This is a genomic window from Shewanella algidipiscicola, assembly GCF_003605125.1.
Lineage (GTDB): Bacteria > Pseudomonadota > Gammaproteobacteria > Enterobacterales > Shewanellaceae > Shewanella > Shewanella algidipiscicola.
Genome location: NZ_QPQT01000016.1, coordinates 13,875 through 29,977, shown reverse-complemented (window position 1 = coordinate 29,977; position 16,103 = coordinate 13,875). Strand labels below are relative to the sequence as shown.

The window sequence follows — 16,103 nt, the reverse complement described above, 5'->3', positions numbered from 1 at the left end:
CTCGCTTTAGTAGATGAATCGTCCTATAGGATTAAGCAACTGGCTCATGCCTTGGGTAAAGTGAATTGCATCGCTCGATACCGTTAAACAGACGCAGCCTTCTTGTGTTATCGGTTGATGGGTATGGTCACCGTCAAGCCAAATAAAATCCCCTGCGGTGTAATGCCCCATTTCATCATCGAAACTGCCCTGTAATAGTAAAGTGATTTCAAACCCTTTATGAGTATGGCACGGCACACTGCCGCCTTTATCTATGTGCAATAAACTGGCTCTGAGTTCATCGTCATCGAGGGCCAATCGTGCACGTGACAATTTCCCCAGTCCTTGCCATTCACGCAGGCCGATTGATTTCATCGCCCGCGGCAGTGAAATACGCTGACCCGCCACTTCGATTTCAGTTACAGTTTGCGCCACGGCAGATTTTACCTGTGCAGGCGATGCAGTAATGGCATCAATCATTGCACGGCTGTCACAAGCCAGCTCCATGTCGTTACTGTCTATGCCATCATGATCTATGTCATTAATGTGTTGTGGCGATGTGTCACCAAGCTGGACTTGATCATTGAGCCAATCATCGTCAGCGGTCATATCAAAAGCTTGCATGGCGGCTTGTTCGGTGAGCTGCTGAACATGGTTAGCACATTCACGGCAAAGCTCGACATGGCTGGCAACAATGATAGCGACAGAAGCAGGTAAATCACCAGCAACAAAACCGCTCAACACATTTGATGTTGGATGATGTTTAATCATTGTACTGTTCTCCCATTTGCTGCTTGAGCTTGGCTAGCGCTAACCTTAACCTCGACTTAACGGTGCCGATTGGCACACCCAACTGCTGCGCTAGTTGCTCCTGAGACAACTCTTGATAATAAACGCCTTTCACCACTGCTTGCTGCGCTGGCGGCAGAGTGTTGACATAGTTCAACATCTGCTTTTCCATTAAGTGGTCGCCAAAGTTAGACTCTTCACTTTGTGCTTCATCTTGAGCCATATCGATGGGCCAAATATCATCGCCAAGGTTTTGTTCATTTTTGGCTTTAATACGCCTTAACATGTCAAATGATGCATTGCGCATCACAGTGTACACCCAAGTGGTTGCAGCGCCCTTGTCGACATTATACAAATGGGCCTTACGCCAAACATTGGTCATGGTCTCTTGCACCAGCTCATTGGCTTGTGCCTCACTACCCAATTGTTTAATGCCAAAACGTCTTATTTTAGGCGCAAAAAATTGAAACAGTGCAGTAAATGCCTGTTTATCACGCTGCATAGCAACCGAGTCAAGCCAATGAGACAGCTCCGGCGGAACCTGAGTCTCGATATTATTGGCGATAATGTTGCTCTCCCTCTTTGGGTAGCCTTTGCTCACTGTTTGTTGCATCTTAACCAACCATTGCAGAAGTATTAAAGTGCATTACGTGAGCTAAAACTAAATGGATCAATTAATATTTTCGTTGCCAAAAATCACGCTGTGGAGAAACACAGTCAATTGCTCAAAACTCGATGGATGAATAAATTTCTCCTTTTCATTCAAAGATAAAGGTAATATCTCTAAAAAGCGAGCACAGACCCAGTCTAGGCGATCAAAATGGGTTGTTCCATACAATTGCGCTAAAGCATCATTGTCTTCAAATAGCTGCTCAAGTAAACGCCCAAGCGCCATAGATGAGCTATCACTGCTTAATCTATCCCAGTGCGACTTATAACAAGTATCGGCCAACAATAAGTTATCGTTTCTATAAACCATGTTATCTAAGCTCACTAAGTGTATAGCCTTCACATCGACCACTAATATGCCATCCTTACCCGCATGAAAGTCTATCACCTCTACCCGTGTTCCCCAGTTAGGCACATTAAATGCTAGTTCGTTATCATAGCGTGCAATCACAAATCCACCACGCTCGCCAGCCTCAGCTATCATAGAGAGGTAGCGTGGCTCAAAAATCCGCAGCCGCTGAATGCCATTAGGTAATATAAATAGCGGTAGAGGAAATACCGCCATCTGCTTTGGGCATGTGGGTAGCTTGGTGATTAAGCTACCGCTTAAATGAGTGTCGATCACTGTATGTCTCTTTGTGGAGCAATACCCGTGATACGTATAGGAAAAACGATGGGATCACCCAGTTACATAGCTTATCACTAACGCTTATCATCACTCAGTCGATAAGGCCGCACGCCCAGACTTTGCCATAAAACCTGCCTATTAAGATAATGGCTACATAAGTAAGTGAAATGCAGTATCAATAGAGGGCGGATAAAAGGCATAATGATAAAAAAGCGACCTAGGGTCGCTTTTTTATCATTTGGATGAACCATTGGCCGTGGCTAATACACTGGCCATTGACGGCACAACCGTCACCGGATCGAGCCGCATCTGGAACCAGTTAATGCGCCAATCTAGGTGTGGGCCGGTCACTCTGCCCGTAGCCCCCACCTCTGCGATGGCTTGCCCCTGTTTAATTGTCTCACCAGGCTTTACATACAACTGACTAAGATGAAGAAAGCTTGAACTGACGCCATAGCCATGATCTAAAATAACGGTGCCGCCAGAATAAAACATATCTGGCACCGCAAGAGTGATCACCCCATCGGCAGGGGCCACTACTACGGTCCCCGTTTTCGCTGCCACATCGACACCAAAATGGGGATTGCCTGGCTTACCGTTATAGACGCGTTGACTGCCATATACTCCCGATATTCTGCCCGTTAAAGGCCAAATAAAATCTTGAGCGAAAGCCTCTTGAGTTGAGAATTGACTTCTGGCCGCCTTCACCTGCTTGCTATCCTGAGCTGCTCTGGCTTGCGCTTTAGGATCAGGCTTCATGATTTTTTTCGCTATGCCAGTCAGGCTATCGATATGGTACTGTTTCTTACGAATGGTCAGCGGCTTTATTTGCGTCAACCCATCGGGATAAACTAAGGTTAACTCTTGCGAAAGCGCAGCATCTCGTTCAAAACCAAAGACAAAGCCCCCATTAGGAGTCACCATAATTTCGCTGCCGTTAAGATACACTAAGGTACCTGGCGTGGTTTGAGCACGGATTAACGCCCCTTGCTCTAACGTGCCATTGAGGGTGACTTGCGCCATTGCCAAACCACTAAAACCTAGCGATATGGCGCCGAGCAATACAGCCAAATAGTTCAAATATACCTCCTTAAACAACAACGATGACCATGAACAAGGCCGCGATTACGCCGCGCTACCTTTAACCGAAATCGCCCCTTTACCCACCCCTTCATAGGCGATCACTTTAAATTCACTATCGGGTGCTTCGGCAACCATAGTATTGGCGATAAACTCGGCTAGCAGCTCTACGGTTGTGTCATGGGGGATAATTTCACAACGTTTTTTAGGCATAGCCAACTGAAAATCCCCCTGTGGGGCCACGTAATGAAAACCATAATGGGTCTCATCGTTAACCACTGTTTGAGGTGATAGTTCAAGCTCATCAACCTCGACCATATCATCGGCCGAACCTAAATAGATATCTTTCCAGCGGCGACTCCAGTATTCGTCCCATTGCGGTGCAGCAACGCCATTTTCAAACACATTAATGGGGCTGCGATGGCCGTGAGCGATGCGTTGACAGTTACCATCGTGCTTCTTTAATCCATGGGAGTAATGGTAAAACGGCGTATCGTGCATTTCATTGCGCAGCGTTAATGCGATACCGTTAACATTATCCGGTAGCACCTCGGCAAGAGCCTTTTGCAAGAAAGTGTTAACGCTATCAAAGTCAATAATTTCGGTGGGAATAAGCGCAAAGGCTTGTGCGGGACAAGCAAGATGAATGTCGCCTTGCAAACTATCAAAATCCATCCATACACGGTTGCCTTGTTGCTGCCAACGCACCTCTGAACAGGCGGTGGGGATCAATAAGCGATGATCCGCAACATCATCAATGGTGTTTTTGATAGTGCGCTTAACCTTGGCAAAGTCCAGCACCATGTTTTGCTCATCTAAACCACCATCAAGCAATACGTCGACGATCCAGCTTTCGCCTACCATGCCACGAATTGGGCACAGGTAAGAAAAGTCGATAACAGTTAAATCTCTAACAAAAAGTTGCATTTAATCTCCTAGCAGAAAAACAGTCTGCCTGCATTCATCCCACCGGCGAACTGCCAACGGATATAGTCATAAGTCATGATTTCACCTTATCGGTGACATTTTAGCAAGTCATGGTGCATGGGTTGCGCAATAAAAACGCGCCAATCCACTATCCGTAATTACAAAAAAGCGCCCATATTTAGGGCGCTTTTGCGAGCTATTTCGTGAGTTTAAGCTTTTAGACTAACTCAAAAAAACTATTGTCCGCCTTTTAGGCGTCGATCTAATTGATCTTTAAGGTTAGCTGGCACGCCTTTTATCAGAATCGAGTCAGAGATAGGATCGTAAATCACTCGCTCGCCTAAATGCTGCCCATCAAAACTTAAGGTTACGCCACCACCAGTGCCTGAAAACTTTTTCAGTTGACGCAATGTCGGCTTATCGCCAGGAAACTCATCTTCAAGCTCGTAATCGCCACCTTGGGCAAAATCGTAAAACGAGTCCATGCCCGAATCGGCTAATTCATCGGCCAAGTCTTTTAATTGAATATCGGCGCCGGTATCACAACGTTCACTGCAGTAATCAAACACCTTTTCACGACACTGCTGGCGCTCATCTTTAGTCAGTTCGCTGCTGGCAACAAAATCTTCAACGGCATTCATCAGTTGCTTATTTTGTATCTTGGTATTGACCCCTTCGACACAGCCCATAAAGTCGAGGAAAAAATCGGCAACTTTGCGGCCCGCACGACCACGAATAAAGGAGATATATTTAACCGAGTCGGGATCGGCTTGCCATTCGGTTAAATCGATACGGGCAGCCAGCTGTACATTATTTAAATCCAGATGGGTATTTTGCGACAGTTCCATATCGTCGAGCACAGTCATTGATGACTTGGCATTAAGCAATGACACATAAAGGTAGTCACTGGTCATATGGGTATAGCAAGACAATAGCAAGAAACCGCCTTGACTGAAGTCATATTTAGCCAGCTCTTCTTGCAGTAACTTACCCGCCAAACTCGAAAACTCAACAAAGCCCAAATCGCCATTACGATATGCTGTTAACGCTTCTTTAAACTTAGGGTTGGCCTCTCCGTCTTCACCATGAGTACCAAAGTGACCAAAGCCTTTACCCGCCTTAGTGGTATAAGTTTGATGCAGCTCTTCGAGCATAGTTTCTACGGCTTGGCTGTTCAAAAGCGGTTGGGGACGCAATCTGCAGCTCAGTTGGCCTTCGCCATCTTGGGAAATAGCGTGAATAATTGCTTGTTCGACGTTAATACTCATAAGCCTCGATAGTGATAATGGTAGAAATCCGTTATTATATGCTGCTATTTCAAATTAAAGTGAACAATTTTTTAATTATGGCTATCCAATCTAAATATTCGAACGCACAAGTTGAGTCTATTCTTGCAGAAATGTTAGCGGTACTCGACAAACACCAAGCCCCAACCGACCTGAGTTTGATGGTATTGGGTAACTGTGTCACCGATCTGCTGATGCGCAAGGTGCCCAAAGAGGCGCGCGATCAAGTTGCACAGCAATTTGCTAACGCCTTGACCCAATCGGTTAAAGGCTAAGGTTTAGCTTGACTAGTTTACGAGTAATAACCTTGTTTTTATTTGTAAAAAACTAGTAAGTCGAGCAATAGATAATTAAGATAAACTTGTATGTCAATTGATAGCGGATCCCTATGATCGAGCGAAAGAAAGAGATGAGCCGTGACCGCGTGTCACGCTTAGTGAGCTGGGGGCATTGGTTTGCCTTTTTTAATGGCTTCCTAGCTATGATTATTGGTGTCCGCTATATCGAAACCATCGGCGCACCAGACTCTTGGATAGGCTGGGGCTATTTAATTATCAGCACGTTAGGCCACTTTAGCTTTTTAGCATTCATCGTTTACTTGGTGGTGCTATTTCCTATTACTCTGATATTGCCCTATTCCAAAATACTCAGAGGCTTAGCCGCCGTAGCCGCAACCATTAGCCTGTGTATTTTACTCTATGACACCATTATCTATGATGATTATGGCTTACATCTCAGCCCCTTTGTATTTGATATCGCCTGGGCGGATCTGAATGCATTACTACAAGGCACCTCTTATATCGTCACCCCTCTGGGACTGATCATCCTCGAGCTGACCGCCGCCAATTACTTATGGAAACGGATAGAAAGTATTCGTAAATCCAATTATGGTTATAAGGTGGTGATATTTATTGGCTGTTGTTTTGTCAGCAGTCACTTAATCCATATTTGGGCTGATGCCGCGGATATCCAAGAGATCACCCGACTTGACGATGCCTACCCATTATCCTACCCGGCAACCGCGCGCTCATTTATGGAGAGTCATGGCATCGAAAAAAGCCAGACAAACACAGCAGAACACCATATTCAATCGTCGCTTAATTACCCTATCGCGCCACTACAATGCCAGACAAGCCATCACCCCAATATGTTGGTTATCGCCATTGACGGCTTTAGAGCTGATTTACTCGACCAAAACACCATGCCCTTTTTGCATCAATACGCCCAGCAAAATCATTATTTTAACCAACATTTAAGTGGCGGAAATGTACATCGTAGTGGCATGTTTTCACTACTGTATAGTTTGCAAGGCAGTTACATTAACGCCAATGACTTAAATTATCGGTCGCCGGTATTGACTCAGCAACTCAAACAGCAAGGTTATGCTTTAGCCCATTTTGCACCGCAAATGGCGTTATCCCACCCATTAGCCATCTATCAGGATTTTGAGAGCCATCTCCAAGACACCGACAGCGGTATCGCGGCCGCAGATATAAAGGCTATTGAAACCTTTACACAATGGCAACTGCAGCAGAATGCCGCTTGGTTTGCATTAATCAATTTACAAAGTCCAGACAGCTATGACACGCCTATCGGATTTCTGGGCATTGAAACCGTCAAACCTCAACATGAATTGAAACCAGCGCAAAAAGTGCTGTTTAATCAATATCGTCAATCATTAAACTTTATTGATAAACAACTGGCCAAGCTGTTAAGTGAAATACCCGACGACACCTTAGTCATCATCACTGGGGTGAGTGGCAAAGTTTTTACCAGCAATAACGATGAACCGCGCTCAAATCTGTCACCAGCAAATGTCAAAGTGCCGCTCATCATCAACTGGTCTGGAAATCAGTACGCGAAAACTGTCGATTACCCCACCAGCCATAATGGTATTGTGCCCACATTAATGACACAGATGCTAAATTGTAACAATAAGGCCTCTGACTATAGTTCAGGTGAAAGCCTACTACAGCCAAGCTCAGCAAGCTGGACTTACGTAGGTGATGATCAAGTATTCGGTATCTACCAAGAAGATGAGATCACTGTTATCGATCGTCATGGTAAATATCGCATCTATAACAAAGACTACACTCAGCAGTTACGTAAAAAAATCAGTGCTCCAGAACTGATAGAGGTGATGCGCGAGGGGCGAAGATTCTATCACCATTAAGGTATCTAAGCGGTTAGCGCCTATAAACTAAGCGATTAACCATTATTAGTGCGCTTAATGCTTGCAGAACCTAAATCGGCTTGATAAAGTTCTGCCTGTCTTAAACAGACCCCAATGTTTTACTGTTTTAGATAAAATCGGTATGTAGCGCAGCCCGGTAGCGCACTGTCATGGGGTGTCAGGGGTCGGAGGTTCGAATCCTCTCATACCGACCAAATTCTAAGAAGCCAGCTTAATCGCTGGCTTTTTTTATGCCATTTTTCGCGCAAGGGTAAGGCCATCATGCCTCGCTGCGCCCCCCTTATAGAGCATTGCGATTGTGTTGATAAATGACTAACTAATTTATATATTTAGTTAGTCATTTATCGCATTAATCACTTACACTGGCTCACGAGAAGCAATATTATTACAGCGATTCTAGGATCAATTTCACATAGGGATTTATGCAATTGATAAATAAGCGCCACCTGACATTCGCATTCGTTTTAGGTTTCATGGGCCTATTGCTCAATTTGATGCCGATACCCTTATTTGGAAATCAGCAGCTGATTATCGGCAATCTATTTTTTGTCATTGTCGCCGTCTTCTTAGGCCCCTGGTATGCCTTACTCACCGCCTTAATGTGCGCCAGTGGTTTATATATCGTCTGGGATAGCTGGCATCCTTTCATCTTATTTCCACTCGAAGCCCTGTGGTTGGGTTATGCGCGTCGCAAAGAGTATTATTCTCTGTATGCCGATATTGGCTATTGGGTCATAGTCGGCATGCCATTATTTTATATTTTAGTGCGCTTTGTGCTAGAGATGCCTGATAGCTATATGTTTTTTACCACACTAAAACAAGGGATCAATGGCATACTCTATACTTCATTAGGCGCGATAATTATCACCATGCTACCGCAACGGTTGCATATTGCGGCCAAACTTAAAAACCAACATAGAAAAAGTTTTAATCACCAACTCTCTTATACCTTTACCCAATTACTCACACTCGTCTTACTTGTTTCGGCATTGATCTTTAGTAATCTCTCGATTAACCATCAGCAACTGGATGTGAAACGCCATCTCGAAGATACCGCGCTGCATTTAGGCAAAGCGACCGAAACTTATCTCGATAACCATATTAGTGCTATCGATACCGCCGCGCGTTGGCTGAGCTTCTCTGCATATGACTCAGAACAATGGCAATCCCTGCTGTCAAAGCTACATAAAAACTACCCTGATTTTATCTCTATGTTAATCGCTAACGAACAAGGGATTGTTACCCTATCGAGCCCGGTTACCAACATGCAGCAGTCACAAGATAACGCCGCTTTTAGCATCATAGATCGCCACTATTTCCAACAAGCATTTTTTAATCAGATTACCTATATTTCACCCGTCTTTTTAGGCCGTGGATTTGGCAACGATCCCATCGTCGCGATCAGCGCAGCACTTTATCTTCCCCAAAGCCCAATTGCTCCAATAGGTATAATAGAAGGCTCATTGAATCTAGCCGAATTTTCGCAAATTTATCAACGTATTCCAGATAAGACTCAACATGATATTGTACTTGTCGATGAAAATAACCTTGTGATCTATGCATCGCCTGCACTCAATAAGTCACCCTTAAGCGAATTTGTTTTTTCCAGTAGTGGATTTAATTATAAAACCAGCCTGGCCATGCTCAATATTAAACAGCTCAAGCATAAAAGCCCCGAATTTGCCTATGCAAAGCACATCATAAAAAATGGATGGACACTCTATGTGCTGACACCATTTTATCCATTAGTAATGCAGGTCGAGAGACAATATTTCACCACTTTTAGTATCTTATTGTTGTCATTTTTGGTCACTTTTGCGTTGATCAAAGTGGTCAGTTTACGCCTGACGAAGCCACTTGAAGCTATCGCCAAAAAATTCCATAACTGGCATCAACTAGAGCAAGATGACACCATCTTCAATGACTCAACACCACAAGAGATCTTTACCTTATCAAGGAGTATTTTGAAGAGTAAACAAGAATTGATTAGCTACCAACTCGAACTCGAAGAAAAAGTCGCTCATAGGACCATAGAGCTACAAGCTGCTAATACTAAACTACGTTTACTCGCCGAAAAAGATGAATTAACCCAGCTCTACAATCGCCGTTACACAGAAACACACTTCCCTCGGCTAAACGATATGTGTCAACGCAGCTGCGCAGCCATGGCATTTTGCATCCTTGACATAGATCATTTCAAAAGTATTAATGATACCCATGGGCATCAGGCTGGAGATAACGCGCTAATTTTTATTGCAGACATGATGAAGCAGTGTTTTAAACGAGATACTGATGTTATTTCGCGCTATGGTGGGGAGGAGTTTCTGATTATATTACCCCTATGCAACCCCATAGAAGTAAAGCCTCACCTCGATAAATTTAGACAAAGCGTCTCTGACACCCCCATCCCGATCGGCCAGAACGTCAATATTCATCTGACCATTAGCATTGGTGCCGTATACAGTGATAACCACTACCACAGCGATATAGATTATTGGTTTAAGCAAGCCGATATTAATCTCTATCAAGCGAAAACCGATGGCCGTGATCGCGTCATCTGTAATCAATTGACCTCCAACAAGCAAGATAAACAGTCCACAGCCTAGTGTTTTAGTCGATGTTCTGCTTTGAGCATACTTGGATCTTCAACCAGCCTCTGCTGTTCTGTATTGATATAATCATCGATACGTTCGAGCATATAAGCAAAAAAAGGATTCCATTTTTGGCGTAAAACCTCTGACGCTGGCACGCCCAACACTCCACGCTCGCCTTTAGTCGATACTGCACCAATTTGAACTCTTAACTGGGCTGAAACCCGTTTTTTCGCTCCATATAAGCTATCAGATGCAGGAAATGGTAACGCGACATGAGATAGGGAATAAACCGCTGTGGGCCAACTAATATTTAGCGGCTCATGTTCAACCAGACCTTGTTGATAACGTGCCACTTCCACTTGCTCACTGGTCTGCCATTGGCCAAAACTGTCTTGATAGTGCTGATTTTGAACCAAATTTAACTGGTATGGTAATGGGCTGGGATCAATTAATAGCTTAATCGCATCAATAGGATCATTTACTATTAGAGCCAAATTTACATCTAAGCGATTAATATCGAAAAGAAATAATTGATGCTCTTTAGCTGGCAAACCTAGATACAACTTAGCTATCACATCGACTGTGGATACCGTACTATCTGCAACCGACTGAAAAGTGATCACTCGCGCTAATTGCCTCTTTTGTGATTCTGTCATCTGATGGAGTAACACTTGGTTACGCGCCGCAACTTGATACACCACATCACCTGCATTGACCGCAAAGGAGTTATATTTAAACGGATCGTACTCAGTTTGCACCGCATTCCAACTGAGTTTCTCTAATCCCAACCATTGACCTAATCTTGATTGCCACTTTGCAGCGGCGGCAACGGGGGTTAAGCCGATGGCAGGCGAAAGAAAAATTAACCCCGCATAGCTCGATGGGTTATCTTGGCTCAAAGCTTCCAGTTCATGATTAAGCGCCAATGCCGCTCCAGTAGAGAAACCAACAACATACAGCGGCTTACCATTAAGCTGTTGCTGTAGATGGCGCGTTGCTAAAGTGACAGCTTGCGCCATATCTTGCCAGCGTAAATCAACAAGCCCAGAAGGTAATGTGCCATGTCCGGGCAAGCGCAGCCCTAACACATGCGCTTTGGGGCGAAAATGGTTGGCAAAATGCGATAAAGAATAGGGTGAATCAGACATGCCATGCAGTAATAACACCCCAAATTGCGCCGTCGGATTTGACCATTCGTAGCTACGGTTCCAATCTTGTGACCATTGGTTGGGATCGGACAAACTATGGCGAACATAACGGTTAAGCGGTTGATTAACCATATCCTGCGTACGTTTATAGATTTTATTGTCAACCTCAGTAAACAACATCTCCTCGAGTGCCAAGTACTGTTCAAAATTAGTCAGCGGTGTGCTCTGGCGAAATTGCGCTGACAAACTTGTGGTGTGCCAAATTGACAATTCGGGCTGAGCATTTAGCAGGTAGATGCCGACGCCCAATAAAGCAATGACAGTTCCCAATGCCCCATAGGTTAGCGCTAATAAAAGGTGTTTAGTCGATGTGAGTAATATTTTCATCGGTTGATTATTCCCAATCTTGCCTCGTGACCTGACTCATCGCTCATGATTTAGCTAGCCTAACACCTTCATTTATTGCTTGTTATACTGTCAACCTTAACATAGACGCCAGACACCATAAGATAGCGACCTAAGAATCAATTAAAGATGAATAATCACATCCTCAGCGTGGGGCCTCACGGCGCGGCTAACTGTTTTTATCTGCCCACAGCCCCGATGCTCCCGCATGCTTGGCAATACAATGGGCCGGACGCTATTGCACAATTGATAGAGCTCAATGGAAATCACTGGCGTAAAATACTGGTGATTATGGCTAAAATAACCGCGCCTGATGATTGGCGTGACTACATGTCACGACTATTGACGCAAGATAATCGAATTGTATTTGGCGCCACCGAGATTCAAAGCGAGGCACAACGCCATTTTGTCTGCGGCCAGCAAAGCGCAAGAAACCTCGATTTACCAATATTAGACCAAAACCAAACATTTAAACCAATTCACCATGATAAGCACCTGATTTATCTACTCCCCTATCTCGATTATCGACAATGCCCCAATCGCACTATTGCCGATTTACGCGATGAATTGATGATGTAAATGACGACGGTGATTAATCGCTAGGGATAAAAAAAAGCGCTCAAGGCGCTTTTAATCGTTACTATCCATTGCAGTCATTTAATCGTAGATAGTCGGGATAGGCTTGCGCTTATGCTGCGTCGCGTTATAGATTGCAATAAGACGCGCCTCGACCTTAGTATCCACCGCTTTCCCCTCAAGAAAGTCATCGATTTGATCATAGGTCAGCCCTAAAGCAACTTCATCTTCAAGCTGTGGCTTATCACACTCAAGATCTGCCGTTGGCACTTTATTGACTAGCACCTCTGGTGCTCCTAAAGCAGCAGCCATTTGACGAACCTGACGTTTATTTAAGCCAAACAATGGTGCTAAATCACAGGCTCCATCGCCCCATTTAGTGTAGAAACCAGTAATATTTTCTGCACTGTGGTCTGTGCCGACCACTAAACCGCCCGTTAGACCTGCTATCTCATACTGTGCGATCATGCGCATTCTGGCTTTCACATTGCCTTTAACAAATTCGACATGTCCATGAGGGTGAGACATGATATCTGCTTGCTCTAGCCCCAAAAGCGTTTGGTGATGGATCCCTTCGACCCCCTCGCCAATATTGACTGTAACCAATTTACTCGGCCGAATAAACTGACAGGCTAATTGAGCTTCATGTTCATCTTTTTGCACCTTAAAGGGCAGCCTCACTGCGATAAATTGATAACTCCCTTCGCACTCACCTTCACGGTTGAGTTCATCTACAGCCATTTGACATAAACGCCCAGCAAGAGATGAATCGACACCACCACTGATCCCAAGAACTAAACTTGTCGCATGGGCTTCCTTGAGCTTAGATTTGATAAAGGCAATACGTCGTTGTACTTCGTACTCAACCTCAATCACAGGTTGTACCTTCATTTCACGAATGATCTGTCCTTTCACAATTCCGACTCCGATTAAATTAGCTGACAGCTGAAATTTGCGTGCTCATTATGGGCTAATTAATGGCAGAATTCACGCTCCAAAAATTAACTTTAAAATGATTTGTTATATTGCCGCTGCAATGATTTACTAGTTAGCACAAAAGTCCCTAGGCTACACTCGATAATCATTCCACAAACTGGCTCATGTTAATTGTCATCATCCGTTGAAAGCATAGAGTATTGGCACCCAAGCACTGTAAAGGAGGTGGAGCTAAGCCGAGCCCACTTTAAGTCTTTTGCATTCGAAAAGCATGTGCACCTTGACTACCATATTGGCGTCGTATCTTATGGTGCACAACAATACCTACACAAAGGCCAGCATTATCAACTGCTCCCAAACAGCTTATCGACACTCAACCCCGATGAAAGTCATAACGGCCACAGCATTGCACCAAATGGATATTGCGCACACGTGATGTCTCTTCCTGTGGACTTTATTAATAATATCGCCGCTGAACTTAACCAAAAATCGCTATTTTTTAATACCCCCAACGCGGAAGATCGTCTTCTAAGTCAGCAATTTTTGCATCTGCATCGGCTACTTACAGACAAACAGCATTGTGCATCATCCTTATACACTGAAACCCTGTTGACCGCCTTTATTACGGAACTGCTGTGTCGTTATACCTCCATTGCAGGAGAAACAACTTCCAAGCAAAAACTATCGTTAACTCAAATTGATATAATCAAGCAGCAACTGCATGAACAACTAAATAGCAATGTCGAATTAGCGACGCTAGCCAATAGTATCGGCCTGAGTAAATTCCAATTTCTGAGACAATTCAAATCCGCAACGGGCATGACTCCACATGCTTACCTCACTCGACTGCGACTCGAATACGCAAAGAAAGCGCTTATTGGTGGTAACACAGCAATTGATACCGCCTATCGAGTCGGTTTTTTCGATCAAAGCCATTTCAACAAAGCCTTCAAACGGGCATTTTTAACGACTCCAGCTCAATTTCAGCGTAAGCTCATCGAGGACTGACTTCCCCCTGAAGGGTTAATTCATCGAAACGATTACCGGTGCAATAATTTACAAGCCAATAGGCCCTGAGCAAGGCATGCTGATACCTGTACCTCATCACTTAAGAGCCCAACTCCATGACATTAGAGTATCAACTACTACTTTCACTCACCTTGATCCACACCGTGGCATTGGCAAGCCCAGGCCCTGATTTTGCGTTAGTGGTGAAACTTGCCACTCAGACCCAGCGCAAAACAGCATTAGCATCGGCATTAGGGTTAGCTGTAGCGATAACCTTACACACCCTACTTAGCTTAACGGGGATCAGCCTCATCATAACAAGCGCCGAAAATGTATATATCGCAATACAACTGATCGGCGCGAGCTATTTAGCTTGGATGGGATTAGGCGCTATACGCGAAGCAATAACCCACTGGCAAGATAGACTACAACTGCAAGTAATCCCTACATATCATCGAGAACTCACAATGTTACAAGGCTTTACCCAAGGTTTGTCGACAAACCTGCTTAACCCCAAAGCCATGGTGTTTTTTATCACGCTGTTTTCAACATTAATCTCGCCAACCGTCAACATAGAAACCAAAGTTGCTGTCACGCTATTGATGTTCTTATTGTCGTTAATCTGGTTTAGCTTAATCGCATTGGTATTATCTAAGCCTGTTATTCAGCAAAAGATGCAACGCGCAACACCTATGATCAACTTGATCACTGGATTATTGTTTGTCAGTGTTACCTTAGTGATTATTCATCGCCTGCTTTAAGCTGATTCAAGATAAAATCAAGCGCACTGGTTACCGCTTCAACCTGAGCCAAAATACAATTTTCAGCATCGACTTGCGGGCTGTCTGGGTAGACCTCTGTAGTGGTATTAAAACGTGCATCACTAAAGCCTGTGCATAACCCTAACGATTTTGTGGGGTAATTGATCACCCCAAATTGACTAGTCGGTGCCCCTATCAACCGACCTTGCTCATCGGCTGGTGCAATGTGGGTCACCTTAGCAACCGCTTCGATAATGGCTTGTTGCATAGCATCACAAGGATTTTCACTATCACCGACTAAATAGAAACCATCGGGAATATCCCAATTACTATGTTCAGTGCCATCGCGCGCCGCTAATGCGGGACGAAACTCACTATTGTCTGTCTCAGTAGTTTCATGTAGATCAATGTGCGCGGTCAATGTACCGGTTGAATTAGCGACTAAACTCATTAATGCTGCCGACTCGCCAGCAGGGCTGTTGGGATAAAATGAACGATTTGGATCTAGCGCCAATGGGTTCCAACGGTTAATGGTTTCATACCCCCAAGGACTCACACAGGGAGCAATTAACAAATTAAAATGTTTAGCATATTGTTTCGCTTGAGTGGCGGCAAACCTGAGCGCGCCTTGCACACCTGAGGTTTCATAACCATGCACTCCACCTGTCACTAAGACCGTAGGTTTAGCATCACACCAAGGCTGACTTTTAAAGGCAAATAAGGGGTATTGTCCTTCGAAGTAATCTAACTTGCCATACTGCACCACCTCAAAATCCGAGCTGAGCGCGTTAATTTTAGTCACGACTTCGTCATGATACGAACGTTTAATCTGTTGATTTTGACGCCATAGCGCCTTCTCTTTATCGCCCCATGACTGCCCAGGAGTGCCGATTGAATATGCTTGTGTCATTTTATTGCCCTTTCCTCCACGCTTGTTGTGAGTGATAACATCGCAGCTTGCTAATGTATTAAGCAGGACTCACTACTTTGTATGAATTTCAAATCTTATCATACCGATAAAGACTATAAGTCAAATACCACAGGAAAATGTGGATCCTTAACTAGGGCCTGTTGATCTTTGCTGGTTGAATGTTGTTCAAGACAAAAACGTTGTAATCGAGGC

Annotated in this window: 15 protein-coding genes and 1 tRNA gene; 7 read left to right on the top strand and 9 right to left on the bottom strand. The window is 44.3% G+C overall.

All coding sequences use genetic code 11. The features are described from left to right. Window positions 1–6: 6 nt before the first annotated feature. The 6 genes from DVO77_RS15975 to yejK all read right to left on the bottom strand — a co-directional run bounded on the left by DVO77_RS15975 (window position 7) and on the right by yejK (window position 5,340). A complete protein-coding gene (locus DVO77_RS15975) occupies window positions 7–750 on the bottom strand; it encodes a ChrR family anti-sigma-E factor (protein ID WP_119978997.1) in 744 nt (247 codons plus the stop codon). After that, entirely contained in the window at window positions 743–1,381 is a 639-nt protein-coding gene (locus tag DVO77_RS15970) for a sigma-70 family RNA polymerase sigma factor (protein WP_110456276.1), read from the bottom strand. The genes DVO77_RS15975 and DVO77_RS15970 overlap by 8 nt, the downstream gene beginning before the upstream one ends. A gap of 57 nt (window positions 1,382–1,438) precedes the next feature. Further along, the gene (locus tag DVO77_RS15965) at window positions 1,439–2,062 is read right to left on the bottom strand and encodes an LON peptidase substrate-binding domain-containing protein (protein WP_110456277.1); all 624 of its coding nucleotides are present in this window, start codon (window positions 2,060–2,062) and stop codon (window positions 1,439–1,441) included. A gap of 237 nt (window positions 2,063–2,299) precedes the next feature. Next, complete coding sequence (locus DVO77_RS15960) at window positions 2,300–3,088, bottom strand: M23 family metallopeptidase (protein ID WP_119979051.1); 789 nt, start codon at window positions 3,086–3,088, stop codon at window positions 2,300–2,302. Between the two features lie 102 nt (window positions 3,089–3,190). Beyond that, window positions 3,191–4,072: a 6-carboxytetrahydropterin synthase gene (locus tag DVO77_RS15955; protein ID WP_110456278.1), complete on the bottom strand. Its 882-nt coding sequence runs from the start codon at window positions 4,070–4,072 to the stop codon at window positions 3,191–3,193. A 236-nt stretch (window positions 4,073–4,308) separates the two neighbouring features. Then, window positions 4,309–5,340, bottom strand: a complete 1,032-nt coding sequence (yejK, locus tag DVO77_RS15950) for a nucleoid-associated protein YejK (protein WP_119978996.1) — start codon at window positions 5,338–5,340, stop codon at window positions 4,309–4,311. Between the two features lie 77 nt (window positions 5,341–5,417). On the opposite strand from yejK, the gene DVO77_RS15945 reads away from it, so the two are divergent. From DVO77_RS15945 to DVO77_RS15930, 4 genes are all read left to right on the top strand, one after another. After that, window positions 5,418–5,633 carry a YejL family protein gene (locus tag DVO77_RS15945; protein ID WP_110456785.1) on the top strand — a complete coding sequence of 72 codons (216 nt, stop codon included), beginning with the start codon at window positions 5,418–5,420 and terminating at the stop codon, window positions 5,631–5,633. Window positions 5,634–5,746: 113 nt separating this feature from the next. Next, a complete protein-coding gene (locus DVO77_RS15940) occupies window positions 5,747–7,531 on the top strand; it encodes a DUF3413 domain-containing protein (RefSeq protein ID WP_119978995.1) in 1,785 nt (594 codons plus the stop codon). A gap of 138 nt (window positions 7,532–7,669) precedes the next feature. Then, window positions 7,670–7,746 (top strand) — tRNA-Pro (locus DVO77_RS15935). 228 nt (window positions 7,747–7,974) lie between these two features. Next, the gene (locus DVO77_RS15930) at window positions 7,975–10,158 is read left to right on the top strand and encodes a diguanylate cyclase (protein WP_162924205.1); all 2,184 of its coding nucleotides are present in this window, start codon (window positions 7,975–7,977) and stop codon (window positions 10,156–10,158) included. On the opposite strand, the gene DVO77_RS15925 is transcribed toward DVO77_RS15930, so the two are convergent. Next, window positions 10,155–11,681: an alpha/beta hydrolase gene (locus DVO77_RS15925; protein ID WP_110457768.1), complete on the bottom strand. Its 1,527-nt coding sequence runs from the start codon at window positions 11,679–11,681 to the stop codon at window positions 10,155–10,157. The genes DVO77_RS15930 and DVO77_RS15925 overlap by 4 nt on opposite strands. A 147-nt stretch (window positions 11,682–11,828) precedes the next feature. Here DVO77_RS15925 and DVO77_RS15920 point away from each other — a divergent pair, with 147 nt between their 5' ends. Beyond that, a complete protein-coding gene (locus DVO77_RS15920) occupies window positions 11,829–12,278 on the top strand; it encodes a DUF6942 family protein (RefSeq protein WP_119978994.1) in 450 nt (149 codons plus the stop codon). Window positions 12,279–12,356: 78 nt separating this feature from the next. On the opposite strand, the gene nadE is transcribed toward DVO77_RS15920, so the two are convergent. Continuing rightward, the gene (nadE, locus tag DVO77_RS15915) at window positions 12,357–13,190 is read right to left on the bottom strand and encodes an NAD(+) synthase (RefSeq protein ID WP_119978993.1); all 834 of its coding nucleotides are present in this window, start codon (window positions 13,188–13,190) and stop codon (window positions 12,357–12,359) included. Between the two features lie 192 nt (window positions 13,191–13,382). On the opposite strand from nadE, the gene DVO77_RS15910 reads away from it, so the two are divergent. Next, window positions 13,383–14,219, top strand: coding sequence for a helix-turn-helix transcriptional regulator (locus tag DVO77_RS15910; RefSeq protein ID WP_119978992.1), 837 nt, complete (start codon window positions 13,383–13,385; stop codon window positions 14,217–14,219). Between the two features lie 116 nt (window positions 14,220–14,335). Then, the gene (locus tag DVO77_RS15905; RefSeq protein ID WP_119978991.1) at window positions 14,336–14,980 is read left to right on the top strand and encodes a LysE family translocator; all 645 of its coding nucleotides are present in this window, start codon (window positions 14,336–14,338) and stop codon (window positions 14,978–14,980) included. Here DVO77_RS15905 and DVO77_RS15900 read toward each other — a convergent pair. Next, on the bottom strand, window positions 14,961–15,890 hold the full coding sequence (locus tag DVO77_RS15900; protein WP_119978990.1) for a M14 family metallopeptidase: 930 nt from the start codon (window positions 15,888–15,890) through the stop codon (window positions 14,961–14,963). The genes DVO77_RS15905 and DVO77_RS15900 overlap by 20 nt on opposite strands. Between the last annotated feature and the right edge of the window lie 213 nt (window positions 15,891–16,103).